At 72.0% G+C, this 24,269-nt stretch carries 23 protein-coding genes and 1 pseudogene; 9 read left to right on the top strand and 15 right to left on the bottom strand.

All coding sequences use genetic code 11. The annotated features are described in order from the left end of the window. The first annotated feature begins 17 nt into the window (after positions 1 to 17). Positions 18 to 404: an STAS domain-containing protein gene (locus tag C3488_RS01235; RefSeq protein ID WP_103837406.1), complete on the top strand. Its 387-nt coding sequence runs from the start codon at positions 18 to 20 to the stop codon at positions 402 to 404. Here the strand turns inward: C3488_RS01235 and C3488_RS01230 are convergent. Together C3488_RS01230 and C3488_RS01225 are read right to left on the bottom strand one after the other, a co-directional pair. Next, complete coding sequence (locus C3488_RS01230; RefSeq protein ID WP_103837405.1) at positions 297 to 1,304, bottom strand: sigma-70 family RNA polymerase sigma factor; 1,008 nt, start codon at positions 1,302 to 1,304, stop codon at positions 297 to 299. The genes C3488_RS01235 and C3488_RS01230 overlap by 108 nt on opposite strands. 148 nt (positions 1,305 to 1,452) lie before the next feature. After that, a pseudogene (locus C3488_RS01225) lies at positions 1,453 to 2,738 on the bottom strand (MFS transporter). Between the two features lie 63 nt (positions 2,739 to 2,801). On the opposite strand from C3488_RS01225, the gene C3488_RS01220 reads away from it, so the two are divergent. Further along, on the top strand, positions 2,802 to 3,764 hold the full coding sequence (locus C3488_RS01220) for a LysR family transcriptional regulator (RefSeq protein WP_103837403.1): 963 nt from the start codon (positions 2,802 to 2,804) through the stop codon (positions 3,762 to 3,764). Between the two features lie 85 nt (positions 3,765 to 3,849). On the opposite strand, the gene C3488_RS01215 is transcribed toward C3488_RS01220, so the two are convergent. Then, on the bottom strand, positions 3,850 to 4,611 hold the full coding sequence (locus C3488_RS01215; RefSeq protein ID WP_103837402.1) for a dienelactone hydrolase family protein: 762 nt from the start codon (positions 4,609 to 4,611) through the stop codon (positions 3,850 to 3,852). A gap of 113 nt (positions 4,612 to 4,724) precedes the next feature. Here C3488_RS01215 and C3488_RS01210 point away from each other — a divergent pair, with 113 nt between their 5' ends. Then, the gene (locus tag C3488_RS01210; RefSeq protein WP_103837401.1) at positions 4,725 to 5,879 is read left to right on the top strand and encodes an adenosine deaminase; all 1,155 of its coding nucleotides are present in this window, start codon (positions 4,725 to 4,727) and stop codon (positions 5,877 to 5,879) included. Between the two features lie 131 nt (positions 5,880 to 6,010). Further along, positions 6,011 to 6,361, top strand: coding sequence for an ATP-binding protein (locus tag C3488_RS01205; RefSeq protein WP_103837400.1), 351 nt, complete (start codon positions 6,011 to 6,013; stop codon positions 6,359 to 6,361). Between the two features lie 71 nt (positions 6,362 to 6,432). Here C3488_RS01205 and C3488_RS01200 read toward each other — a convergent pair whose 3' ends face one another. The 5 genes from C3488_RS01200 to afsQ1 all read right to left on the bottom strand — a co-directional run bounded on the left by C3488_RS01200 (position 6,433) and on the right by afsQ1 (position 10,346). Next, positions 6,433 to 6,639 (bottom strand): PspC domain-containing protein, encoded by a 207-nt coding sequence (locus C3488_RS01200; protein ID WP_103837399.1) that lies wholly within the window; start codon positions 6,637 to 6,639, stop codon positions 6,433 to 6,435. A gap of 129 nt (positions 6,640 to 6,768) precedes the next feature. After that, the gene (locus C3488_RS01195; protein WP_103837398.1) at positions 6,769 to 7,320 is read right to left on the bottom strand and encodes a VanZ family protein; all 552 of its coding nucleotides are present in this window, start codon (positions 7,318 to 7,320) and stop codon (positions 6,769 to 6,771) included. A 79-nt stretch (positions 7,321 to 7,399) separates the two neighbouring features. Further along, the gene (locus C3488_RS01190) at positions 7,400 to 7,963 is read right to left on the bottom strand and encodes a hypothetical protein (protein WP_103837556.1); all 564 of its coding nucleotides are present in this window, start codon (positions 7,961 to 7,963) and stop codon (positions 7,400 to 7,402) included. Positions 7,964 to 8,106: 143 nt separating this feature from the next. After that, on the bottom strand, positions 8,107 to 9,672 hold the full coding sequence (locus C3488_RS01185) for a HAMP domain-containing sensor histidine kinase (protein WP_103837397.1): 1,566 nt from the start codon (positions 9,670 to 9,672) through the stop codon (positions 8,107 to 8,109). Next, positions 9,669 to 10,346 (bottom strand): two-component system response regulator AfsQ1, encoded by a 678-nt coding sequence (gene afsQ1, locus C3488_RS01180; protein WP_103837555.1) that lies wholly within the window; start codon positions 10,344 to 10,346, stop codon positions 9,669 to 9,671. Before afsQ1 ends, C3488_RS01185 begins: the two co-directional genes overlap by 4 nt. Positions 10,347 to 10,609: 263 nt before the next feature. On the opposite strand from afsQ1, the gene C3488_RS01175 reads away from it, so the two are divergent. Beyond that, positions 10,610 to 11,383, top strand: coding sequence for a SigE family RNA polymerase sigma factor (locus C3488_RS01175; RefSeq protein ID WP_103837396.1), 774 nt, complete (start codon positions 10,610 to 10,612; stop codon positions 11,381 to 11,383). A gap of 184 nt (positions 11,384 to 11,567) precedes the next feature. On the opposite strand, the gene C3488_RS01170 is transcribed toward C3488_RS01175, so the two are convergent. After that, positions 11,568 to 12,209, bottom strand: a complete 642-nt coding sequence (locus tag C3488_RS01170) for a uridine kinase (protein WP_258053241.1) — start codon at positions 12,207 to 12,209, stop codon at positions 11,568 to 11,570. A 122-nt stretch (positions 12,210 to 12,331) separates the two neighbouring features. Between C3488_RS01170 and C3488_RS01165 the strand changes: the two genes are divergently transcribed. Then, entirely contained in the window at positions 12,332 to 12,757 is a 426-nt protein-coding gene (locus C3488_RS01165; RefSeq protein ID WP_103837394.1) for a hypothetical protein, read from the top strand. Between the two features lie 113 nt (positions 12,758 to 12,870). Here the strand turns inward: C3488_RS01165 and C3488_RS01160 are convergent, their stop codons facing one another. From C3488_RS01160 to deoC, 3 genes are read right to left on the bottom strand one after another with little or no spacing between them, the layout of a single operon-like run. Beyond that, a complete protein-coding gene (locus C3488_RS01160; RefSeq protein ID WP_103837393.1) occupies positions 12,871 to 13,770 on the bottom strand; it encodes an aldehyde dehydrogenase in 900 nt (299 codons plus the stop codon). Continuing rightward, positions 13,763 to 15,199 carry an aldehyde dehydrogenase family protein gene (locus tag C3488_RS01155; protein ID WP_103837392.1) on the bottom strand — a complete coding sequence of 479 codons (1,437 nt, stop codon included), beginning with the start codon at positions 15,197 to 15,199 and terminating at the stop codon, positions 13,763 to 13,765. The genes C3488_RS01160 and C3488_RS01155 overlap by 8 nt, the downstream gene beginning before the upstream one ends. Before the next feature lie 5 nt (positions 15,200 to 15,204). Then, the gene (gene deoC / locus C3488_RS01150; RefSeq protein ID WP_103837554.1) at positions 15,205 to 16,164 is read right to left on the bottom strand and encodes a deoxyribose-phosphate aldolase; all 960 of its coding nucleotides are present in this window, start codon (positions 16,162 to 16,164) and stop codon (positions 15,205 to 15,207) included. Positions 16,165 to 16,289: 125 nt separating this feature from the next. On the opposite strand from deoC, the gene C3488_RS01145 reads away from it, so the two are divergent. Beyond that, entirely contained in the window at positions 16,290 to 16,988 is a 699-nt protein-coding gene (locus tag C3488_RS01145; RefSeq protein ID WP_103837391.1) for a PH domain-containing protein, read from the top strand. Between the two features lie 1,024 nt (positions 16,989 to 18,012). Here C3488_RS01145 and C3488_RS01140 read toward each other — a convergent pair. The 3 genes from C3488_RS01140 to C3488_RS01130 all read right to left on the bottom strand — a co-directional run bounded on the left by C3488_RS01140 (position 18,013) and on the right by C3488_RS01130 (position 21,307). Beyond that, positions 18,013 to 19,644 carry a phospho-sugar mutase gene (locus tag C3488_RS01140; RefSeq protein ID WP_103837390.1) on the bottom strand — a complete coding sequence of 544 codons (1,632 nt, stop codon included), beginning with the start codon at positions 19,642 to 19,644 and terminating at the stop codon, positions 18,013 to 18,015. Between the two features lie 285 nt (positions 19,645 to 19,929). Further along, on the bottom strand, positions 19,930 to 20,754 hold the full coding sequence (locus C3488_RS01135) for a purine-nucleoside phosphorylase (protein WP_103837553.1): 825 nt from the start codon (positions 20,752 to 20,754) through the stop codon (positions 19,930 to 19,932). Positions 20,755 to 20,866: 112 nt separating this feature from the next. Beyond that, positions 20,867 to 21,307, bottom strand: a complete 441-nt coding sequence (locus tag C3488_RS01130; RefSeq protein WP_103837389.1) for a gamma-glutamylcyclotransferase — start codon at positions 21,305 to 21,307, stop codon at positions 20,867 to 20,869. Between the two features lie 96 nt (positions 21,308 to 21,403). On the opposite strand from C3488_RS01130, the gene C3488_RS01125 reads away from it, so the two are divergent. Next, positions 21,404 to 22,852: an NAD(P)H-quinone dehydrogenase gene (locus tag C3488_RS01125; RefSeq protein ID WP_103837388.1), complete on the top strand. Its 1,449-nt coding sequence runs from the start codon at positions 21,404 to 21,406 to the stop codon at positions 22,850 to 22,852. A gap of 202 nt (positions 22,853 to 23,054) precedes the next feature. Then, entirely contained in the window at positions 23,055 to 23,999 is a 945-nt protein-coding gene (locus C3488_RS01120; RefSeq protein ID WP_103837387.1) for a DeoR/GlpR family DNA-binding transcription regulator, read from the top strand. Positions 24,000 to 24,269: the final 270 nt, after the last annotated feature.

The following is a 24,269-nucleotide window of genomic DNA, read 5'->3' as shown; positions in this document are numbered from 1 at the left end:
GGTACGGCCGCCAGCCGATGAGTTGGCGGCGTCCGCCCGGTCCACCCTCCGTGGACGCCAATACACCCCCCGTACTCGTGCTGGCCGGACCCGTCGCCCCCGACGAGGTGGCGCAGCTCGGCGACAACGTGCAGGCACTGCTGAAGGCCACCGGCACCGGGGTCGTCGTATGCGACGTCGGCGCCCTCAGGCCCGTGCGGCTCGCCACCCTCGACCTGCTGGCCAGGCTGCAGCTCGCCGCGCGTCGGGCCGGGGGCCGTATCCGGCTGCGCGACCCGGCGCCCGCCCTGCGCGCACTACTCGACCTCGTCGGCCTCCCGGTCGAGCTCGAGGGGCAGCCCGAACAGCGGGAACCAGCGCCGGGTGTCGAGGAAGCAGTGGAACCCGGTGATCCGCCCGGCTGACGTCTCCAGCACCTGCACCGCCCAGGCCGTGAAGCCGCCCTTCTCCGGGTCCGGCTTGTACTGGGCGAAGCCCGGCAGGCCGTTCACCGCGACCGGCACCAGCCGCGAACCCGCGCAGGCGGCGCCGAGCGTGGTCATGAAACCGGTGATGTCCGAGGTGCCGCGCAGCCACAGGTCGAACGGCGGCATCGTCATCACCGCGTCCTCGTGCAGCAGAGTCGTGAGCGCCGCCATGTCGTACCCCTCGAAGGCGGCCACATAGCGCTCCAGGAGCTTCTTCTGCTCCTCGTCGAGGGGGTCGGAGACGGCCGCGTCGGACCCCTCGCCGCTCTTCTCCGAGAGCGTCGCCCGCGCCCGCTGCAACGCGCTGTTGACCGAGGCGACCGAGGTGTCGAGCAGTTCCGCGACCTCGCTCGCCTTCCAGGCCAGCACCTCGCGCAGGATGAGCACCGCGCGCTGCTTGGGCGGCAGCTGCTGCAGGGCCGCCATGAAGGCCAGTCGGACGGATTCCTTGGCGACGGCCGCCTCCGCCGGGTCCCCGGTCGTCGGCAGCACCCGCGCATCGGGCATCGGCTCCAGCCACGTGTGGTCCGGGCGCGGGGAGAGGGCGGCCCGCTCCAGCGGCGTGGCCTCGGTCAGGTCCATCGGACGGGCCCGCTTGTTGCCCGCGTTCAGCATGTCCAGGCAGACGTTCGTCGCGATCCGGTACAGCCACGAGCGCAAGGAGGAGCGGCCCTCGAACTTCTCGTAGCTCCGCCAGGCGCGGACCATCGTGTCCTGCACCGCGTCCTCGGCCTCGAAGGACGAGCCGAGCATGCGGTAGCAGTACCCCGTCAGCTCGACCCTGTGCTTCTCCAGCCGGACGTCGAGGTCCTCCACCGTCGCCGTGCCCTCACCCATGGTCCACCCACCCCTGTGGCCGTTCCTGTCGCGCGCCATTGCGCCCCAGCACTTCGGAAGCTACAGCAGCCCACTGACAACGGCTCGCGGAGTGAGGGAAGGCGCAGGTCGGGCCCGAGCGGAGGACGACCCTCGGGCCGGACCGGGCTCAGTGCGCGGGCAGCGGCTCGCGGCGCGCGGCGACGCGGGCCGCCCGCGATCCGAGAAGGGTGATCACCACCACGCCCGCGACCGCCAGCACGCCCATCCCGACCGTGCCGGTCCAGCCGCCCGCGTGGAACGCGACCGCGCCGAGGGTGCTGCCCGTGCTGGAGCCGATGTAGTACGCCGACTGGTAGAGCGCGGACGCCTGGGCGCGGCCCTCCTCCGCCGTGTGGCTGACCGCCGAGGACGCCACCGCGTGGCCCGCGAAGAACCCGGCGGTGATCAGGACCAGGCCCAGCAGGACCAGGGGGAGCGAGGACGCCAGGGAGAGCAGCAGGCCCGCCGTGGTCGTGCCGCCCGCCAGGTACAGCGCCCCGCGGCGGCCCAGACGGCCCACCAGCCGTCCCGCCGTCGACGCCGACACCGTGCCCACCAGGTACACCAGGAAGATCGAGCCGATGATGCCCTGCGGCAGCCCGAACGGCGCCTCCGTCAGGCGGTAGCCGATCACCGTGTAGACGCCGCCGAACACCGTCATGAACAGCGCGCCGATCGCGTACAGCCGGCGCAGCAGCGGGTTGGCGAGGTGGTCGCGGACCGTGCGGGCCAGCACGCGAGGGCGCAGCGAACCCGCCGTGAAGTGCTTGGGCGCCGGCAGCAGCAGACGGAACGCCACCGCGCAGGCGACCGCGATCACGCCGACCGTGCCGACGGCCACCCGCCAGCCCCACTCCTGCGCGACCCAGCCGGTGATGATCCGGCCGCTCATCCCGCCGACGCTGTTCCCGGCCACGAACAGGCCGATCGCCGTGACCAGGGCCTTGGGCCGTACCTCCTCGGCCAGGTACGCGGTCGCCGACGCCGGCAGCCCGGCCAGTGCCGCGCCCTGCACCGCCCGCAGCACGATCAGCGAGCCCAGCGACGGGGCGAAGGGGACGAGCAGTCCGACGGTCACCGCCACGGCCAGCGACGCCGTCATCAGCGTGCGCCGTCCGAAGCGTTCGGACAGGGCGCTCATGGGGAGGACGAACAGCGCCAGCGCGCCGGTCGCGCCGGACACCGTCCAGCTCGCCGCGCTCGCCGTCACCCCGAAGTCGCGGGAGACGAGCGGCAGCAGGGCCTGCGTGGAGTAGAGGAGCGCGAAGGTGGCGACACCGGCGAGGAAGAGCGCGAGGCTCATGCGGCGGTAGCCGGGGCCACCCGGGGTCATCCGCGAGTCGGGGGCGGGGCGGGGGCGGTGACGGCATCGGCGCCCACGGTGGTGGACGCCCCGGTATCGGCAGCAGGCATGCCTCGAACGTACGGACACGACCGCTGATCCGTCCAATGCACAGAACCGCCATAATCGTTCCCATGGTGCATCAGCAGAGGTCAGCCGCTCGCCTGTCATCGTTCAGTGACACAAGTGACGCAGAAGACATCGTCACGCTGCTCGCGCCGCGCCTCGCGTACTTCGCGGGCGTCGCCCGCACCGAGCACGTCACGCGCGCCGCTCAGGAGATGCAGGTCCCGCAGTCCACCCTGTCCCGGGCCCTGGTGCGGCTCGAGGAGGACCTGGGTGTGCAGCTGTTCGCCCGGCGTGGCCGCACGGTCGCGCTCACCCCGGCGGGGCGCACGTTCCTCGCCTCCGTCGAGCGTGCCCTCGCCGAGATCGAACGCGCCGCGGAGGAGGTGCGCGCGGACGCCGATCCGGCCGTCGGCAAGGTCGCCTTCGGTTTTCTGCACACTTTGGGCGCCGAGACCGTGCCCGGGCTGATCCACGCCTTCCGCGCCGACCATCCGCGGGTCCGCTTCAGCCTGGTCCAGAACTACGGCGAGGCGATGCTGGAGCGGCTGCGGGCGGGGGAGCTGGACCTGTGCCTGACCTCTCCGGTGCCGGACGCGCCCGATCTGGTCGCCCGGCGCCTCGACGAGCAGAAGCTGCGGCTCGTGGTGCCCGCCGACCACCGGCTCGCGAGCCGCAGGCGCGTGCGGCTCGCGGAAGCCGCCGACGAGACGTTCGTGACCCTGGAGCCCGGATACGGGATGCGGCGCATCACCGACGACCTGTGCCGCGAGGCGGGGTTCAAGCCGCGGATCGCCTTCGAGGGAGAGGAGGCCGAGACGCTGCGCGGCCTGGTCGCGGCGGGACTGGGGGTGGCTCTGCTGCCACCGCCGGCCGTGCCCCGGCCCGGGGTCGTGGAACTCACCGTCACCGCGCCGCGGGCGGTGCGGGAGATCGGCGTGGCGTGGCTTGCGGGGCACGTGGACACGCCGCCGGTGGCGGCCTTCAAGAAGTTTCTGCTGTCGAGGAGGGGACGGCTTCTCCCGGACTGAGGGCGCAGGTTCGCCGTGATCGCCCGCGCCCTCACGGCGGAGCCGCGGGCCGACGCAGTCCCGCGCCCCGCGAGGGACGCCCCGCTCACCTCCTCAACGACCTGCCGAACCCCGCGGCCAACGGCATCCTCAACCCCAGCGGCGGCGGAGCCGCCAGTGCGTCCTGGACCGGGCGGGAGAACGCCCGCCCGAACAGCGAGCCCATCACGAAGTCCTCGGCCAGGGAGTGGACTTCCGAGCGGTACTGGTGCAACCCGTGCCCGTCGGAGTGCACTTCGAAGCGGCAGATGTCGCGGTTCGCCTTCTTCGCGCGCGCCGCCAGGCGGAACGACAGCTCCGGGTCCGTGCGTTCGTCGTTCGTGCCGTGCACGATCAGCACCCGGCGTCCGGCGAGCTGTTTCACCGGTTCGGGTGGTGCCGCCACATCCTCCTCGGGCAGCCAAGGCGACAGTGCGACAACGGAGTTGACGGCCGTGTGCCCCGCGGCGTGCAGCGCCGCCCGCCCGCCCATGCCCATGCCGACCAGACAGACGGACACGTCCCCGTAGCGGCGGACGACCTCCTCGGCGGCCCAGTCGGCGTCCTGCGCCAGATGCGCCTCGCCGCCGTTCCAGCCCCGGTAGCGGTAGTGCACGACATGTGTGACCAGGCCTTCGCCATGCCCGGCCCGGGTCAGCCAGCGGCCGAGCGCGCGGACCGAGGCGGCGGCCATCACAGGAAGCGGTCTTCGCAAGGACGTCTCGTCACCGCCGGGGAGCAGCAGCACCGCACCGCTCACCGCCGTCGGTTCCGGGCCGAGCGCCCTTCCCAGCCGGGCCGTGCGAACCGGCGTCGCTTGATCTGCCATGACAGAACAGTGTCAGAAGCGACGGTGTACGAAACCTGGCCGACGGGTCACCTTTGGGTATCGACGCCTCGCCGCACCCCGTGCTCTACGCGCGTAGGGCATAGGGTGCGGCAATGACGAGCCAGCACCAGAACACCCCGAGCTGGGACCAGATCCGCCGGGCTCCCAAGGTCCTGCTCCACGACCACCTCGACGGGGGTCTGCGCCCCGGCACGATCGTCGACCTCGCCCGCGAGACCGGGTACACCCACCTCCCCGAGACCGACCCGGACAAGCTCGGCGTCTGGTTCCGTGAGGCCGCCGACTCCGGTTCCCTGGAGCGGTACCTGGAGACCTTCTCCCACACCGTCGGCGTGATGCAGACCCGCGAGGCGCTGGTGCGCGTGGCCGCCGAGTGCGCCGAGGACCTCGCCGAGGACGGGGTCGTCTACGCCGAGGTCCGGTACGCGCCCGAGCAGCACCTGGAGGGCGGGCTCAGCCTGGAGGAGGTCGTCGAGGCGGTCAACGAGGGCTTCCGGCTGGGCGAGCGGCGGGCCAAGGCGGCCGGCCACCGCATCCGTGTCGGCGCCCTGCTCACCGCCATGCGGCACGCCGCCCGCGCCCTGGAGATCGCCGAACTCGCCAACCGGTACAGGGACCTGGGTGTCGTGGGCTTCGACATCGCCGGAGCCGAGGCCGGTTACCCGCCCACCCGGCACCTCGACGCCTTCGAGTACCTCAAGCGGGAGAACAACCACTTCACCATCCACGCCGGGGAGGCCTTCGGGCTGCCGTCCATCTGGCAGGCCCTGCAGTGGTGCGGCGCCGACCGGCTCGGGCACGGCGTGCGCATCATCGACGACATCCAGGTCCTCCGGGACGGCACGGTCAAGCTCGGGCGCCTCGCCTCCTACGTACGCGACAAGCGCATCCCGCTGGAGCTGTGTCCGAGCTCCAACCTCCAGACCGGCGCCGCCGACTCGTACGCCGACCACCCCATCGGGCTGCTGCGGCGGCTGCATTTCCGGGCCACGGTGAACACGGACAACCGCCTGATGTCCGGGACGAGCATGAGCCGGGAATTCGACCACCTGGTCGAGGCATTCGGTTACACGCTCGACGATCTTCAGTGGTTCTCCGTCAATGCTATGAAGTCAGCATTCATTCCTTTCGATGAACGACTGGCGATGATCAATGACGTCATCAAGTCGGGATACGCCGAGTTGAAGTCCGAATGGCTGTTCCAGCAGACCGCCTCCACCAGCGGTTCCGGGGCGTCCGAGGGCTGACGGACGGCTTTTTCGATACGGCCGGGAGATCGTCGTCCGGCCGTATTCGTATGTTTGCGGAGCCCGTCGGCGCGTGTTTACGGTTTTGGACCGCTCAGATCTCCGTCAACGGACCCAAGGACGCGTTCAACATGAAGCAGTCTGCTGCCAGGACCCTCGGTGTCGCCGCCCTCGGCGCCGCCTTCGCCGCCGCGGGCGCGGGTGTCGCGAGCGCGGCCCCCGCCGTGCCGGACACCGCCGCACTGGACTCCGTCACCCAGGCGCTGCCGGTGGGCAACGTCGCCAAGACGCTGCCCGGCGCGGACCAGGCGCTCGGCCAGGGGCAGAACGCGCTCGGCACCGTGGTGGCCGCCGCGCAGCCCGCCGCCGAGAAGGCCCTCCGCAACGGCCCCGTCGCCCCGGCCGCCGGGCTGCTCGGCGGGCTGCCGGTGCAGGGGCTGCCCACGCACGGCCTGCCGGTGAACGGCATCCCGCTGGGCTGAGCGGACACGCCCCCACGACCACGATGGGCGCCCCGCTCGGGGCGCCCGTCGGCGTGCCTGCGGTCGGCAGGTCACCAGGCGGTGCCGGCCGCCGCCTTGTCCTCGGAGGGGAACAGGATCCACAGGGCTATGTAGAGCAGGAACTGCGGGCCCGGGAGCAGGCAGGACAGCAGGAAGATCACGCGCATCGTCGTCGCGGAGGTGCCGAAGCGCCGTGCCAGCGCTGCGCACACTCCGCCGATCATCCGTCCGTGGGTGGGGCGGGCCAGGGCGGTCATGGTGGCTCCTTCGCGAACCGTGGTGGAACCCCGCTCCGGCGGCTGCCGGAAGTCCGGGGGCCGGCGCCCAACTCCTCGGCGCTTTCGACATGTTCCACGCTACGGGGGCGAAGCGGACGAAGCGTCACTCTACGGAGCTATCCCGACCCTGGGAATCGTCGGGGTCCGTCCCTGAGCCGGCTCCTCCCGGGGGTGGGCGCCCGCGCCGCGGGACTCCATCCGGCGGCGCAGCCGGAACCGTGCCACGGGCACCACCAGGAGGTGCGCCAGCGCCACGCCGACCGTGTTCAGCAGGGTCGCGTCGATGTCCACGACCTGTCCGGGCACCCCGGTCTGCAGCAGCGCGATGCCCAGGGAGATCAGGGTGCCCGCGGCGACCGTACGGGCCAGCGAGGCGAGCGGGGAGACGACGAGCCGCCCACCCACCACGGGCAGCAGCACCCCGAGCGGCGCGAGCAGCGCGAGCCCCTTGCCGATACGGCGGGCCGCCTCCGGCCAGCCCAGCGCGAGATCGGCTCTGATACCGGCGAACGGATGCAGGTTGGCGGGCCTCACCCAGGGCACGTCCAGCGGGCGCAGCGTGATCCAGGCGACGAGCGCGAGGTGTGCGACGAGGAGGACACCCCCTGCCACACGGACGCGGACCGCGGCGCTGCCGCTGATTGAGCCTTGACGCTGCACGCCCCCCTAGACGCCGCTCCCGGCACGATCGGTTCCCCTTTGTGACGGGCTCGCTCACCTCAGGGGCGCGCCCCACGGTTCACCCGCCTGTGACCTCGGTCGACGGCGGCGCCGTCGCCCCCGGGTGCGACCGCACCTGAGCAGTGCACCGGTAGCGGCGCAGCGGCCGGTCCTCCGGCCCGCCGAGAACGACCGTCCCGTCGTCGGCGGCGGTCGCCTCCGAGTCGGCGAACGTGCAGACGATCTGCCCGAGGGCGGAGGTGGTGAGCTCCTGCAGGCGGCTGCTGAGCCGGAACGTGCCCTCCGGGTCCTTGCCGCGCGGGCCGCTCACCGTGATGCCGCCGACCACGTCCGTCGTGTAGCCGGCCTGCTTCTCGGCGGGCGACGGCGCCATGGCGAGCTGGTCGAGCAACCCCTGCGCCACCAGCACCCGGCGCTGCCGCTCGGCCGTGCCGTCCGGGATGTGCACGGAGCGGTCCACCGTCACCAGCTGCGAGGCGCACAGCAGGAAGACCTGGACGGGAATGCCCCGGCCCGCCTGCGTGGCCAGGTCCGCACCGGACAGCGCGCACGGCACCCGGGACGGCGCCGGCCCGAAGTCCGTCGGCACCTGGGTGGCCCGGATCCCGCAGCCGGCCAGCATCGCGGCCAGCAACGGCACGGCGAACCAGCGGCGCGCGCGGCGTACCGCCACCGCGCGTGTGCCGCGTACGGCCACTCGGCGTCCGCCCGGCGGCACCGCCGGGCGACCGCCCCGTATCGCCGTCAGGCGTCCGCTCCGTGCCCTCATGGCGCCTTCCCCTCGGTGCCGTTCCCGTTCCGCGTCTCCTGCTCGATCAGCGGCGACGCGTCGCGGGGCAGGCGCAGCGTGAACACCGCCCCGCCTTCCGGGGAGTTGGCGGCATCGATGCTGCCGCCGTGGATGTGCGCGTTCTCCTGCGCGATGGACAGACCGAGGCCGCTGCCCTCGGAGCGCGGGCGGGAGGCGCTCGCCTTGTAGAAGCGGTCGAAGACGTGCGGCAGGACGTCCTCGGGGATGCCGGGGCCGTGGTCCCGCACCCGGATGACCAGCTCCTCGCCTTCCTCGCGCACCGAGACCCGTACCGGCGAACCCCCGTGCTTGAGCGCGTTGCCGATCAGGTTCGCGAGGATCACATCGAGGCGGCGCGGGTCCAGGCGGGCCATGATGCCGCGCTCGGCATCCAGCTCGACGGCGTCGAGCCAGGCGCGGGCGTCGATGCACGCGGTGATCTGGTCGGCGATGTCCACGTGGTCCAGGACCAGCCGGGCCGTGCCCGCGTCGAAGCGGGTGACCTCCATCAGGTTCTCCACGAGGTCGCCCAGCCGCCGGGTCTCGCTGACCACCAGCCGCACGGCCGGCTCGATCATCGGGTCCACGCTGCCGGTCTCCGCGTCCAGCTCCTCCTCCAGCACCTCCGTGACGGCCGTGATCGCCGTCAGCGGTGTGCGCAGCTCGTGTGACATGTCGGCGACGAAGCGGCGGGAGGCCTCCTCGCGGGCGCTCATGTCCGCGACCGTCTTCTCCAGGGACTCGGCGGCGCGGTTGAACGTCCGTGACAGCTCCGCCAGTTCGTCCGTGCCGGACACCCGCAGCCGGGTGTCCAGCTTGCCCTCGCCCAGGCGCCGGGCCGCGATGCCGAGGCGGTGCACCGGCTTGAGCACGGTCGTGGCGGCGGCCTGCGCGAGCAGCGCCGAGCCGATCAGCGCGAGACCGGTGGCGATGCCGAGCGACCAGGCGAGCGAGTCGAGGTCCTTGGCCTCCGGCTCCAGGGACTTGAGCATGTAGCCGGTCGTACCGCCACCGATCACCTTGGCGCCGCCCACCAGGTACGGCTTGCCGCCCTCCACGATCCGCTGCCAGTACAGGTGGTGGGCGTACTTGTTGGTGGAGGACACCTTCTGCTGCTTGTCGACGGCCTTCCGCAGCGACTGCGGCACATCCTCCAACGTGAAGGAGTCCAGGTCGGAGTTGCCGACGACCGTCTTCCCGCGCTCGTCCCGGGCGATCAGCAGCACACTGAAGCGCTGGCTGCTGTTCGCCATCTGGCCGGCGGTGCGCTGCAGCTCGTCCTGCGTCGGATGCGGCGGCAGGGAACTCGCGTGGTTCTGCATCTCCTGCTGGAAGTCGCGCAGCACCGCGTCCTGGGCGCGGGTGAGCACGGCCTCACGGTTCAGCCAGTACGCGATGCCGGACGCCGACACGGCGGCGGTCAGCGCCACGAGCCCGAACACCACGACCAGGCGCAGCCGCAGACTGGTGAAGCGCAGACGGGACTGTACGGTCCTGCGAGCCGCGGCCCAGCCGCGGATTCCCCCTGGTGAATCGGTCACTGAGGGGCGTCCAGCCGGTAGCCGACCCCACGGACCGTACGAATGAGCGTGGGCGAGGACGGTACGTCCTCCACCTTGGCGCGCAGCCGCTGCACACACGCGTCGACCAGCCGCGAGTCGCCCAGGTAGTCGTGCTCCCACACCAGCCGCAGCAACTGCTGCCGGGACAGCGCCTGTCCGGGCCGCCGGCTCAGCTCCAGGAGCAACCGCAGCTCGGTCGGGGTCAGCTGCAGGTCCTGGCCGTTCTTGGTGACGGTCATCGCGGCCCGGTCGATGACCAGGTTGCCGAAGGCCGCCGAGTCGCTGGCCTCGCGCTCCCCGCGACGCAGCACGGCCCGGATCCGGGCATCCAGCACCCGTCCCTGCACGGGCTTGACGACGTAGTCGTCGGCGCCGGACTCCAGCCCGACCACGACGTCGATGTCGTCGCTGCGCGCGGTCAGCAGGATGATCGGCAGCTGGTCGGTGCGCCGGATGCGCCGGCACACCTCGAACCCGTCGATGCCGGGCAGCATCACGTCCAGCACGATCAGGTCCGGCCGCTGCTCGCGCAGCAGCTTCAGACCGTCCTCGCCGGTGGCAGCGGTGGCCACACGGTGTCCCTGGCGCGTCAGAGAGAGCTCCAGGGCCGTTCGGATGGCGTCGTCGTCCTCGATCAGCAACAGGGAAGGCACGGAGGTCATTCTGGCCCATGCCGTGGCCGTGTTTCGACTGTCCGGCTGCTCCGACCCCTCACGACCGGCAGGACGCCACTGCCCGCCGCGCCTGCGTAGCCGTATCGCTCTTCTCTGTGAGCGGGCTGAGGCACGGCTGCGGGCGCCCCCTGTGACAGCTCTGTGACAGTCGACGGACACGGCCATGAACTGGCCCGGGCAAGCTCTTCGGCACAGGCAAGGAAGCGAGCCGACGACCGGGACTCCACGACGGGGGGCGCGAGATGAATACGCTGCAGGGCACCAGCACCAGCGCAGTGGTCACGCGTCTGCACGACGTGACCCGCGGTTCTGAGAAGTCCGGTGCAGACGGGGGTCCCTCCCGCGCGAGCGTGTTCGAGCGTGGGGGAGCGCGGGGGTGCGCTCGCGGCACCGGGCGTCAGCACACCGCGTTCATGACGGTGGTCGACGCTCGCACGGGGGAGACCCACGGGGGAGCCGCGTACGGGGAGGACCCGGGGGAGCGCCGCTCCGCGGCGGAGGCGGAGTTCACCGCCTACGTCGAGGAGCGCCGCGCCTCCCTGTACGCCACCGCCTACCACCTGACCGGTGACCGCTTCGAGGCCGAGGACCTGTTGCAGAGCGCGCTGTTCTCGACCTACCGGGCATGGGACCGGATCAGCGACAAGGCAGCCGTGGGGGGCTACCTGCGGCGCACGATGACCAACCTGCACATCAGCGCGTGGCGTCGCCGCAAGCTGAACGAGTACCCGACCGAGGAGCTGCCGGAGACGCCCGGCGACACGGACGCGATGCGTGGTACGGAGCTGCGCGCCGTCCTGTGGCAGGCGCTCGCCCGGCTGCCGGAACTCCAGCGCACCATGCTGGTCCTGCGCTACTACGAGGGCCGCACGGACCCGGAGATCGCGGAGATCCTCGACATCAGTGTGGGCACGGTGAAGTCGAGCATCTGGCGGTCGCTCCGCCGGCTGCGCGAGGACCAGGTCCTCAGCTTCGGCCGTGACCAGGAGGAGTCCTTCGGCGAGCTCGTCGCCTGAGGGGCGGGGGGACACGGGGGACACGGGGGAGCGGTACCGATCGGGGGATCGGTACCGGGGAGGGAAGCACGGGGGACACGGAGAAACGGGGGATCACGGGGGAGCACAAAGAGAGCGGGACTGGAGGGCCGGGGGGTCCAACCAGTCCCGTTTCTCGTTTCCCCGCGGTCCTCGGGCGAACGGGTTACGCCGCCGTACCCACCGACGCCCGCCGTCCCGCGGCCGCCGCGGCCAGCCGGCTCAGTGCCTCGTCCCGGTCGCAGGCGTACGCGCCGAGCGCCGTCTGCCGGGCCACGATCGACCGCTCGGCGCGCATCAGCCGCCAGCCGCGGCGCAGCAGGAACGGCACCGACTTGCGGCCCTCCCTCAGGTCGCGCAGGAAGCGGCGGCGGAACGTGGTGAGGGGGCCACGGGTCAGGCACAGCGCGTCCGCGAGCAGCCCGAGCTCCCGGCAGCGCTCTATGATCTCGGCGGCGAAGACGCCCTCCGCGACGACCACGGGAGCACGGTCGATGTCCAGCGTCTCCTCGCCCGTACGCGCGCTCCGGGCGATGTCGTACACCGGCACCGTCGTACGGCCCGTGGCGCACAGTTCGGCGATGGCCGCGACCGCGACGTCCGCGTCCCACGACTGCGGATGGTCCCAGTCGATGTCCGAACTCCCCTCCACCAGGGGCAGTGTGGGGTCGTCACCCTCCTTGTAGAAGTCGTCGAGCCGCAGGACGGGCAGGCCGGAACGGGCGGCGACGAGGGACTTGCCGGAGCCGGAGGGGCCGCACAGCAGCACGACGCGGGCGGGGCCGGGGGATGAAGACTCACGAGACACCAGTCTGACGCATGCCGTACACCCTGCGGACCCCGCGGGTCGACGTTTGGAGCGCAGATCACACCTCAACTACGCTGCGTGGCGACACTCTCACGTTTCGCAGCAAGAAGGTGGCAGCAGCCATGGCACGACACGCCTCCCCCAAGTCCCCCACCGCCCAGCGCGCGCTCGTCGCTCTCGCGACCGCGGGCGTCGCCCTGGGGGCGGGCGCCGCCTCGGCGTCGGCGGCGGACGGCGGCCCACTGGCCGACGTGATGCGGACCAGGCCCACGTCGCTCGGCAAGGTCGACCCGCAGGCGGGGGTGTCGGCACTGACGGGGACCGTCGGGTACGTCACCGGGCCCGTGCGGTACGCGGCCGGGCCGCTCGCGGGCCTGAAGCCCAACCCGCTCGCCGGCACGGGCGTCGACCCGCTCGACAACGGCGTCGCCACGCAACTCGCCGACTTCAAGCCGCTGTCGTCCCGGTCCCTGACCCGGCCGGTGGCCGAGGCGGAGTCGCTCGGCAGTGTGCCGGTGGTCGGACAGGTGGTCGGGGCGCTGCGCTGACCGCTTCCCGGCCGGCGGCCACCCACGCAGAGCCGCGCTCTCCCGGACGGGGGAGAGCGCGGCTCTGCTGTCCGTAAGGGCGCGCGGGCTGGTGGCCGCCCCGCGGACCGGCGTCAGTACGACGAGCCGGAGGCGCCCAGAGAACCCGTCGGGTGCCAGACCGTCTTCGTCTCCAGGAAGGCCGTCATGCGCTCGATGCCGGGCGTCTCGAAGTAATCCACAGCCTGTGGACGCAGAACGCGCTTGAGGTTGTCCGCGGCCGCGATCTCCAGCTCCTTCGCCAGGACCTCGTCGGCGCCGGCCAGGTCGATCGCGTTGACGTCCTGGTGCGCGGCCAGCGGCGCGGCGATCTCCGCCGTACGGCCGGACAGGACGTTCACCACGCCACCCGGGACGTCCGAGGTGGCCAGCACCTCGCCCAGGGACAGGGCGGGCAGCGGGGCCTTCTCGGAGGCGACCACGATCGCCGTGTTGCCCGTGGCGATCACCGGGGCCACGACCGAGACAAGGCCGAGGAAGGACGACTCCTGCGGGGCCAGCACGGCGACCACGCCCGTCGGCTCGGGGGAGGAGAGGTTGAAGTACGGGCCCGCGACCGGGTTGGCGCCGCCGATCACCTGGGCGATCTTGTCGGTCCAGCCCGCGTACCAGACCCAGCGGTCGATGGTCGCGTCCACGACCGCCGCAGCCTTCGACTTCGACAGTCCCTCCGCGTCCGCGACCTCACGGACGAACTGCTCCCGGCGGCCCTCCAGCATCTCCGCGACGCGGTACAGGACCTGGCCGCGGTTGTAGGCGGTCGCACCCGACCAGGCGCCGAACGCCTTGCGCGCGGCCACGACCGCGTCACGGGCGTCCTTGCGGGAGGAGAGCGGCGCGTTCGCCAGCCAGTTGCCCTTGGAGTCGGTCACCTCGTACACCCGGCCGCTCTCGGAACGCGGGAACTTCCCGCCGACGTACAGCTTGTAGGTCTTGAAGACGGTGAGCCGCTGCTGTTCGGACTTCTCAGACATCGAGGTACGCCTCCAGGCCGTGGCGGCCGCCCTCGCGGCCGAAGCCCGACTCCTTGTATCCGCCGAACGGCGAGGTCGGGTCGAACTTGTTGAACGTGTTGGACCAGACGACACCGGCGCGCAGCTTGTTCGCGACCGCCAGGATCCGGGAGCCCTTCTCGGTCCAGATGCCCGCCGACAGGCCGTACTGCGTGTTGTTCGCCTTGGCGACCGCCTCGTCCGGCGTGCGGAAGGTGAGGACGGAGAGCACCGGGCCGAAGATCTCGTCGCGGGCGATGGTGTGCGCCTGGGTGACGTTCGTGAACAGCGTCGGGGCGAACCAGTAGCCGCTCTCCGGGATGTCGCAGGCAGGGGACCAGCGCTCGGCGCCCTCCGCCTCGCCCTGCTCGGCGAGCGCGGTGATCCGGGCCAGTTGCTCGGCGGAGTTGATCGCGCCGATGTCGGTGTTCTTGTCCAGCGGGTCGCCGAGGCGGAGCGTGGACAGACGGCGCTTGAGGGAGTCGAGGAGCTCGTCGTGGATCGACTCCTGGACCAGCAGGCGGGAACCCGCGCAGCAGACCTGCCCCTGGTTGAAGAAGATGCCGCCCACGATGCCCTCGACGGCCTGGTCTACGGGTGCGTCGTCGAAGACCATGTTGGCGCCCTTGCCGCCCAGTTCGAGCGTGAGCTTCTTCTTCGTGCCCGCCACCGTGCGGGCGATCTCCTTGCCGACGGCCGTGGAGCCGGTGAAGGCGACCTTGTTCACGTCCGGGTGCGCGACGAGGGCGGCGCCCGTGTCGCCGTAGCCCGGAAGGATGTTGACCACGCCCTTGGGCAGACCCGCCTGGCGGCAGATGTCCGCGAAGAACAGGGCGCTCAGCGGCGTCGTCTCGGCGGGCTTCAGGACGACCGTGTTGCCGGTGGCGAGCGCCGGGGCGATCTTCCAGGCCAGCATCAGGAGCGGGAAGTTCCAGGGGATGACCTGGCCCGCGACACCGAGGGGCTTCGGGGTTGAGCCGAAACCGGCGTACTCCAGCTTGTCGGCCCAGCCCGCGTAGTAGAAGAAGTGCGCCGCGACCAGGGGCAGGTCGGCGTCGCGGGTCTCCTTGATCGGCTTGCCGTTGTCCAGCGTCTCCAGGACCGCGAGCTCGCGGCTGCGCTCCTGGATGATGCGGGCGATGCGGAACAGGTACTTGGCGCGCTCGGAGCCGGGCAGCGCCGACCACTTCTCGAACGCCTTGCGGGCGGCCTTCACCGCTCGGTCGACGTCGGCCTCACCGGCCTGGGCGACCTCGGACAGCACCTCTTCGGTGCTGGGCGAGATCGTCTTGAAGACCTTGCCGTCGGCCGCCTCGGTGAACTCGCCGTCGATGAACAGGCCGTAGGAGGGGGCGATGTCGACGATCGAGCGGGACTCGGGCGCCGGTGCGTACTCGAATGCGGATGCCATGGTGATCAGTCCACCGTCACGTAGTCGGGGCCGGAGTAGCGGCCGGTGGCCAGCTTCTGACGCTGCATCAGCAGATCGTTCAGCAGCGAGGAGGCGCCGAAGCGGAACCAGTGGTTGTCCAGCCAGTCCTCACCGGCGGTCTCGTTGACCAGGACGAGGAACTTGATCGCGTCCTTGCTGGTGCGGATGCCGCCGGCCGGCTTCACGCCGACCTGGACGCCGGTCTGCGCGCGGAAGTCGCGCACGGCCTCCAGCATGAGGAGGGTGTTGGCGGGCGTGGCGTTGACCGCGACCTTGCCCGTCGAGGTCTTGATGAAGTCGGCGCCCGCCAGCATGCCGAGCCAGCTCGCCCGCCGGATGTTGTCGTACGTCGACAGCTCGCCGGTCTCGAAGATGACCTTCAGACGGGCGGACGTCCCGCAGGCCTCCTTCACGGCGGTGATCTCGTCGTACACCTTCAGGTACCGGCCGGCGAGGAACGCCCCGCGGTCGATGACCATGTCGATCTCGTCGGCGCCCGCGGCGACGGCCTCGCGCACGTCGGCCAGCTTCACGTCGAGGGCGGCGCGGCCGGCCGGGAAGGCGGTGGCGACCGAGGCCACCTTCACGCCGGAGCCCGCGACGGCCTCCTTGGCGACGGCCACCATGTCGGGGTAGACGCAGACCGCCGCGGTCGTCGGGGTCGTACGGTCCGTCGGGTCGGGGTGGACCGCCTTGGCGCCGAGCGCCCGGACCTTGCCCGGGGTGTCCGCGCCTTCCAGCGTCGTCAGGTCGACCATCGAGATGGCGAGGTCGATGGCGTACGCCTTCGCGGTGGTCTTGATGGATCGGGTGCCGAGCGAGGCGGCGCGCGCCTCGAGGCCGACCGCGTCGACGCCGGGCAGCCCGTGGAGGAAGCGGCGCAGCGTGCTGTCGGACGCGGTGACGTCGGCGAGAGCGTGTGCGCGGGATGCAGTGGTGGGCATGGTCACCAGGCGAGCATATCTACGCGCGTAGCGGCTGTACACCCCCGTGTGCGCATCGCAACGCCGGTGGGATGCACGACGGACCGCCCACGACCGCGCCGATCCCGTCGTGCAGAATCGGGACCATGACGACCCCCGAGCACGAGTCACCAGCGCCGCAGCCGCCGGCCCCCGAGTTCAGGGACCGGGTCCACCGGTCGTCCGGAGGCATCGCGGGGGGTGTCCTGCTGCTGGCCATCATCCTGTGGCTCGGCTTCGACGCGCTGTTCACCGGCCACGGCCGCACCCCGTGGCTGGCGCTCGCCGCGATGATCCTCGTCGTGCCGCTGGTGGTCGCCTTCACCCTGCGGCCGGCCGTGTACGCCAACGACGAGCGGCTGCGCATCCGCAACCCGTTCCGCGTGATCGTCCTGCCCTGGGCCCAGATCGCCGCCCTGCGATCCGGCTACTCGAACGAGGTCATCGCCAAGTCCGGCACCAAGTACCAGCTGTGGGCGGTCCCCGTGTCGATGCGGGCACGCAAGAGAGCCGCACGGCAGCAGGCGCGGGCCGCGGGGGCGGGGGAGCGCGGCAAGGACCGGCCGCTGAGGCCTCGCCCCTTCGGCCCCGGCGCGCTGGATGCCGGCCCGGCGGGCCCCGCCGGCTCGACCGGTCCCCTCCGCGCCACGACCGACCAGGTCATGGATGACCTGCGCCGGCTGCACGAGACCCGAGAGCACGAGGAGACGGCTCAGGGCGAGGTGACGGTGCGCTGGGCCTACGAGATCGCCGGGCCGGCGGTCGCGGGAGCGGTGGTGCTGGCGATTCTGCTGGCGGTGGGCTGAGCGGAGGCCGGGGTTGCTCGGGGGTCGCCTGGGGTCGTCCGGTGGTCCGGGCGTGCTGTTGGGCCGCTCGCTTCTTTGTCAGGGTCGTGCTTGCGCGGGCCTAGTCAAGGGCGCTGCACTCCGCTGCGCTGCGTTCCGCGTCGGCTGCGCCGATCGGCCTGCGGCCGACCCTTGACGAGTCCCGCTCCAGCACGGGTGAGAAGCGAGCGAGCGGCCCGGAGGAACGGGGGGCCCGGCGGAGTTCAAGGAACCTGTTGTCTGGATTGTGCTGGGGGTCGGGCGGCGCATCAGCGGCTCGCATGCACGCCGGGTCGGCAAAGCGGCGTACGGCCGGTGGGCAGTGGGTGGGCGGGTGGGGAGGTGGGTGCGCAGAGTGCAGCACATCTGCGCGTTCTGTTGCAGTTTCCGGGCAGACACCCCGGCGAGCGGCGCCCGCCACGCGGCACGGTCTCCCATCGTCCTTGCGGTTCCGGTTGGCGTCATGCGTGGGTCGGCGCCCGACTGTATGGCCGCGTGGGCATCCCGCCCGCCCTGCACACGCACAGTGAGCCGCACGTTGCCGAGGTGCCGTCGATTCGCGACGACGTTTCTGCCCTCGCACCGTGAGTCGCTGAACCCACCCGGCGTGCATGCGAGGCGCGATCGCGCCCCGAACTCCGGGCACAGTGCAGCCCACGCGCAGGTCGCCCGACCTGGGTCCCCCGTTCCTCCGGGCCGCTCGCTCGCTTCTCACCCGTGCTGGAGCGGGACTGGTCAAGGGTCGGCCGCAGGCCGATCGGCGCAGCCGACGCGGAACGCAGCGCAGCGGAGTGCAGCGCCCTTGACTCGGCCCGCGCAAGCACGACCCTGACAAAGAAGCGAGCGGCCCAACAGCCACGCCCCGACCACCGGACGACCCCAGGCGACCCCCGAGCAACCCCGGCCTCGGGCCTCCGGCCCCCGGCCCCCGGGCAGGCAGCCTTCCGTGCAGGTACCCGCCACCGCGGCAGCCACGGCCAGACCGCAACCGAGCGGCCGAGGCCGGTCAGATGCCGGCCGCCGCCGACAGGTCGCGCTTGATCGACGCCAGCAGGTCGGTGGCCCTGGCCCGGGCCGCCGGGAGGTCGGCGTGCGCCGCGACCGGGACCACGACCTCCAGGTAGCACTTGAGCTTGGGCTCGGTACCGCTGGGGCGGACGATCACGCGGGCGCCGTCGAGCGTGTAGCGCAGGCCGTCCGTGGGCGGGAGCGTGTCCGTGCCCTGGGTGAGGTCCTCGGACTTCGTGATGGGCAGACCCGCCAGTGCGGTCGGAGGCTGCTCGCGCAGGCGGCGCATCGCGGCGGCGATGAGCGAGAGGTCCTGGACGCGGACCGAGAGCTGGTCGGTGGCGTGCAGGCCGTGCTCGACGGCGAGGTCGTCGAGGAGGTCCAGCAGCGTGCGGCCCTCGGACTTCAGCTGCGAGGCGAGCTCCGTGATCAGGAGCGCCGCGGTGATGCCGTCCTTGTCGCGTACGCCGTCCGGGTCCACGCAGTAGCCGAGGGCCTCCTCGTAGCCGTAGCGCAGGCCCTCCACACGGGCGATCCACTTGAAGCCGGTGAGGGTCTCCTCGTACGGCAGGCCCGCCTTCTCGGCGATGCGGCCGAGGAGCGAGGAGGACACGATCGACTCCGCGAAGGTGCCGGTGGCTCCCCGCGAGACCAGATGGGCCGCCAGCAGGGCGCCGACCTCGTCGCCGCGGAGCATGCGCCAGTCGGTGCCGTCCTTGACGGCGGCGGCGCAGCGGTCCGCGTCCGGGTCGTTGGCGATGACCAGGTCGGGGTCCGTCTCGCGGGCCTTGGCGAAGGCGAGGTCCATCGCGCCGGGCTCTTCCGGGTTGGGGAAGGCGATGGTCGGGAAGTCCGGGTCGGGGTCGGCCTGCTCGGCGACGAGGACGGGCTCGGGGAAGCCGGCCCGGGCGAAGGCCGCGAGGAGGACGTCCTTGCCGACGCCGTGCATCGCCGTGTAGACGGTGCGGGCGATGCGCGGGGAGTCGGCGGCGAGGACGGCGTCCGTGCGGGCGAGGTAGGCCTCGAGGACGCTGTCGTCCAGGGTGTCCCAGCCGGCGTCCGGGCGGGGGACAGCGGTGAGGGTCGTGATCGCGTCGATCTCGGCCGCGATCTCGGCGTCCGCCGGGGGCACGATCTGGGAACCGTCGCCGAGGTAGACCTTGTAGCCGTTGTCGCGCGGCGGATTGTGGCTGGCGGTGACCTCCACGCCGGCGACCGCGCCGAGGTGCCGGATGGCGAAGGCGAGGACAGGGGTGGGCAGGGGGCGGGGGAGGAGGGCCGCGCGCAGACCCGCGCCCGTCATGACGGCCGCGGTGTCCCGGGCGAAGTCGGCGGACTTGTGGCGGGCGTCGTAGCCGATCACGACGAGGCCGTCGCCGCGACCCTTGGCCTTGAGATACGCGGCGAGGCCCGCGGCGGCGCGGATGACCACCGAGCGGTTCATGCGCATCGGGCCGGCGCCGAGTTCGCCGCGCAGGCCGGCGGTGCCGAACTGGAGGGTGCCGCTGAAGCGCGCGGCGAGCTCGGCGTGGTCCCCGGCGTCGATGAGCTCGGCGAGTTCGTCACGGGTTTCCGCGTCGGGGTCCTCGGCCAGCCACGCCTTGGCCCGTGCGATGAGTTCGTCGTGCACGTCGGGTCAACCTCTCGTTGTGTGGTGGATGGCGTTGTCCATGCGGGGGCGGGCGGGTGCGTCGCGTATCGCCGTCCCGTCCAGTGCAGCACGGCGGCCGGGTGGGTGCGGGAGCCGGGTGCGGCGGCACGTCGGTCGGTGCCTCCCGGCCCAGGCCGGCGACGACTGCCCGTCTGGAGGTCCCCTGCTCGAAGGGCTTGGGGGAGCTCGAGGACGAGGCCGCAGGCCGACCCGGGAGTCCGGGGCGGAGGCCCCGGAGGGAGGGCACCCCCGTGCGATGGTGCCCTACAGCCGTTCCAGCACCTTCGCCAGCAGCGCGCCCATCCGCGCGGCGGAGTCACGGCCCGCCTGCAGGACCTCCTCGTGGTTCAGCGGCTCGCCCGTCATGCCGGCGGCGAGGTTCGTGACCAGGGAGATGCCGAGGACCTCGGCGCCCGCCTCGCGTGCGGCGATCGCCTCGAGGACCGTCGACATCCCGACCAGGTCCGCACCGATGGTGCGGGCCATGCGGATCTCCGCCGGGGTCTCGTAGTGCGGGCCGGTGAACTGCGCGTAGACGCCCTCCTCGAGGGTGGGGTCGATCTCCTTGCACAGGGCGCGCAGGCGCGGGGAGTACAGGTCGGTGAGGTCGACGAAGTTGGCGCCGACGATCGGGGAGGTCGCGGTCAGGTTGATGTGGTCGCTGATCAGGACCGGCTGGCCCGGGCGCATCGTCTCGCGCAGGCCGCCGCAGCCGTTGGTCAGCACGACGGTCTTGGCGCCGGCGGCGACGGCGGTGCGGACGCCGTGCGCGACGGCGGCGACGCCGCGGCCCTCGTAGTAGTGCGTACGGCCGAGGAAGACCAGGGCGCGCTTGTCGCCGATCCGGTACGAGCGGATCTTGCCGCCGTGGCCCTCGACGGCCGGCGGCGGGAAGCCGGGCAGCTCGGTGACGTGGTACTCGGCAGCGGGTGCCCCGAGGGCGTCGACGGCTGGAGCCCAGCCGGAGCCCATCACGAGGGCGACGTCGTGGGTCTCGGCACCCGTCAGCTCGCGCAGGCGCGCGGCGGCGGCGTCGGCGGCGGCGTAGGGGTCGCCCTGGAGGTCGTCCGGAAGAAGAGATGCGTTCACGCGCATGAGGGTAGCCGGTCTTTGCCTACGCGCGTAGATGACGGAGGTCACGGCAATGCGATCGTTGTCTTGTCGTTTTCCGGCGAAAGGGACGAAACCGCGATGAAAGGGGTTAGCAGGGCCGCTTGCGCAGCTCCATCACGTAGTCGTGCGGCGCCCCGGCGGACTCCGCCGCGTCCGCGATCTCGCCCAGGTAGCGGGCCGAGGGGAGGCCGCCCTCATAGGCGTTGAGGACGTACGTCCATGCCGTCTCCTCGCCGTCCAGCGTGTGGACGCGGACGCTGCGCAGCCGGCGGTAGACGTCGAGGCCCACGCCCTCCCAGCGGTCCATCGACTCCTCGTCCATCGGCGCGATGTCGTACAGCGCCACGAAGACCTGCGACAGCGGGTCCTCCACGATCGTCGCGAGGGCGCCCTCCCACCCCATGTGCTCGCCCCCGAAGGTCAGCCGCCAGCCGTTCAGCCAGCCCGTGGCGCGCAGCGGCGAATGGGGAGCGCGGCGGGTCATCAGCCGCGCGTCGAGGTTGCCGGCGTACGCGGCGTAGAGCGACATGGAGTCGAGGGTACGGCAGCGCTTCGGGCGTCCCTGCCGTAACAGAAGCATCACCGGCCGCCCCCAGGAGAAGCGCCGCCTGGAGGGTGCGGGACAATGGAGTACGTGACTCGGATCGTGATCATCGGTGGCGGACCCGGCGGATACGAAGCGGCGCTGGTGGCCGCACAACTCGGCGCGGAGGTGACCGTCGTCGACTGCGACGGCCTGGGCGGGGCGTCGGTGCTCACCGACTGCGTGCCGTCCAAGACACTCATCGCGACGGCCGAGGTGATGACCACCTTCGACTCGTCCTACGAAGAGCTCGGAATCATCGTCGCCGACGACACGCCGCCCGCGGAGCAGGCCGCTCGCGTGGTCGGGGTCGACCTCGGCAAGGTCAACCGACGGGTCAAGCGGCTCGCGCTCGCCCAGTCCCACGACATCACCGCCTCCGTCACGCGCGCCGGCGCCCGGGTCATGCGCGGTCGCGGCCGGCTGGAGGGCATGCAGGCCCTGGACGGCTCCCGCAAGGTCGTCGTGCGTGCCGCGGACGGCAGCGAGGAGACACTCACCGCCGACGCCGTGCTCATCGCCACCGGCGGTCACCCGCGCGAGCTGCCCGACGCCCAGCCCGACGGTGAGCGGATCCTGAACTGGACACAGGTCTACGACCTCGACGAGTTGCCCGAGGAGCTGATCGTCGTCGGGTCCGGTGTCACCGGTGCCGAGTTCGCCGGCGCCTACCAGGCGCTCGGGTCCAAGGTCACCCTCGTCTCCTCGCGCGACCGTGTGCTGCCGGGCGAGGACCCCGACGCCGCCGCAGTCCTCGAGGAGGTCTTCCGGCGCCGCGGCATGAACGTCATGGCCCGCTCCCGCGCGCAGTCCGCCAAGCGTGTCGGCGACCGGGTCGAGGTCACTCTCGCCGACGGCCGCGTGATCACCGGCTCGCACTGCCTGATGGCCGTCGGCGCCATACCCAACAGCAGCGGGATGGGCCTGGAGGAGGCCGGGGTCAAGCTGCGCGAGTCCGGGCACATCTGGACGGACAAGGTCTCCCGGACGACGGCACCGGGCGTGTACGCGGCCGGTGACGTGACCGGAGTCTTCGCGCTGGCGTCCGTGGCCGCGATGCAGGGACGCATCGCCATGTACCACTTCCTGGGCGACGCGGTGGCCCCGCTCAACCTGAAGACCGTCTCCTCGAACGTCTTCACTGACCCCGAGATCGCCACCGTCGGCTACACGCAGGCCGACGTGGACGCGGGCAAGATCGACGCCCGGGTCGTCAAGCTGCCGCTGCTGCGCAACCCGCGCGCGAAGATGCAGGGCATCAGGGACGGTTTCGTGAAGATCTTCTGCCGCCCGGGCACGGGGATCGTCGTCGGCGGCGTCGTGGTCGCGCCGCGTGCCTCGGAACTGATCCATCCCATCTCGATCGCGGTCGACAACAATCTGACGGTCGAACAGATCGCGAACGCCTTCACCGTGTACCCGTCCCTGTCCGGCTCGATCGCCGAGGTGGCACGGCAGCTGCACACCCGTAAGACATCGGGCGAAGGCTGACGGCCCGGACGCCCGCTCTCCGGCCGATCCCGCAGGTCAGGCGGCTGACCGTGGCGGGCGGCCGGTGATGGGCACGGCAGGGGCGGCCCGGATGGGCATGGATCGGGCGCCTATACCACTTTCCGCTCTGCCGTGCGAACAACTTCTGTTATTCGGCGCAAACTGCTGAAAGCAGACGGTCGTTGGGGTTACTGTCAGTTTCGTGTTCGCTGCAGAACGTCGCCAACTGATCCTCGAAATGGTGCGGGCCAACGGGGCAGTGTCGCTCCGTGAGCTCGCCCGCGTCGTCCAGACCTCCGAAGTGACCGTACGGCGGGACGTGCGCGCACTGGAGGCCGAAGGACTCCTCGACCGCCGGCACGGTGGTGCGGTCCTGCCGGGCGGGTTCACCCGGGAGTCCGGCTTCCCGCAGAAGTCCCACCTCGCGACCGCCGAGAAGACGGCCATCGCCGACCTCGCCGCGAGCTTCGTCGAAGAGGGCGAGGCCATCGTCGTCGGAGCGGGTACGACCACGCAGGAGCTGGCCCGCCGGCTCGCGCGGGTGCCGGGGCTGACCGTCGTCACCAACTCGCTCCTGGTCGCCCAGGCGCTGGCGCACGCCAACCGCGTGGAGGTGGTCATGACCGGCGGCACCCTGCGCGGCTCGAACTACGCCCTGGTCGGCAGCGGCGCGGAGCAGTCCCTCCAGGGCCTCAGGGTCTCCAAGGCGTTCCTGTCCGGGAGCGGACTCACCGCCGAGCGCGGTCTGTCCACGTCGAACATGCTGTCCGCGTCCGTGGACCGGGCGCTGGTCCAGGCGGCGGCCGAGGTGGTCGTGCTCGCCGACCACACCAAGCTGGGCACGGACACGATGTTCCAGACGGTGCCGACGGACGTCATCACCCGACTGGTGACGGACGAGCCCCCGGCGCACGACGACCGCGCGGCGACGGAACTGCAGGCGCTGGCCGACCAGGGCGTGCAGATCGCGGTCGCCGGGGCCTCGGCCGCGGACCCGGTCCCGGCGGGCGGCCGGCAACGGCGGGACGTGCCCCTCCCGGGGCCCCGCCGCAGCCAGGCCCCCGGCCCGCAGCTCCGCAGTGCCACGGCGCTCGGCGAGCATCCCCCGGGAGAGCGCGCTCGCGTGGCGGACCTGCGCCGCCGCTGACACGCGGGCGCAGGGGGTTCCGCGCGCCGGGGCTCCGGTCCGGGTGGCCGCGCCGAACGGCGCCCGTCCGGTCCCGCTCCTCGCCCGGAGGACGACTCGGCCCGCGGACAGCCGTCAGGAAAGCAGGCGCCCGGCGGGTCCGGTTTCCGGTCCGCCGGGCGTTGCGCCGTCCGTGTCGGTCAGTCGGGCCGTCAGTCCTTGATCTCGCAGATCGCGGCACCGGAGGTGATGGAGGCGCCGACCTCGGCGCTCAGGCCCTTGATGGTGCCG

It is taken from the genome of Streptomyces sp. Ru72 (assembly GCF_002920635.1).
Taxonomy (GTDB): domain Bacteria; phylum Actinomycetota; class Actinomycetes; order Streptomycetales; family Streptomycetaceae; genus Streptomyces.
Note: the sequence above shows the minus strand (reverse complement) of the source record. Positions and strands in the feature narration are given on the sequence as shown.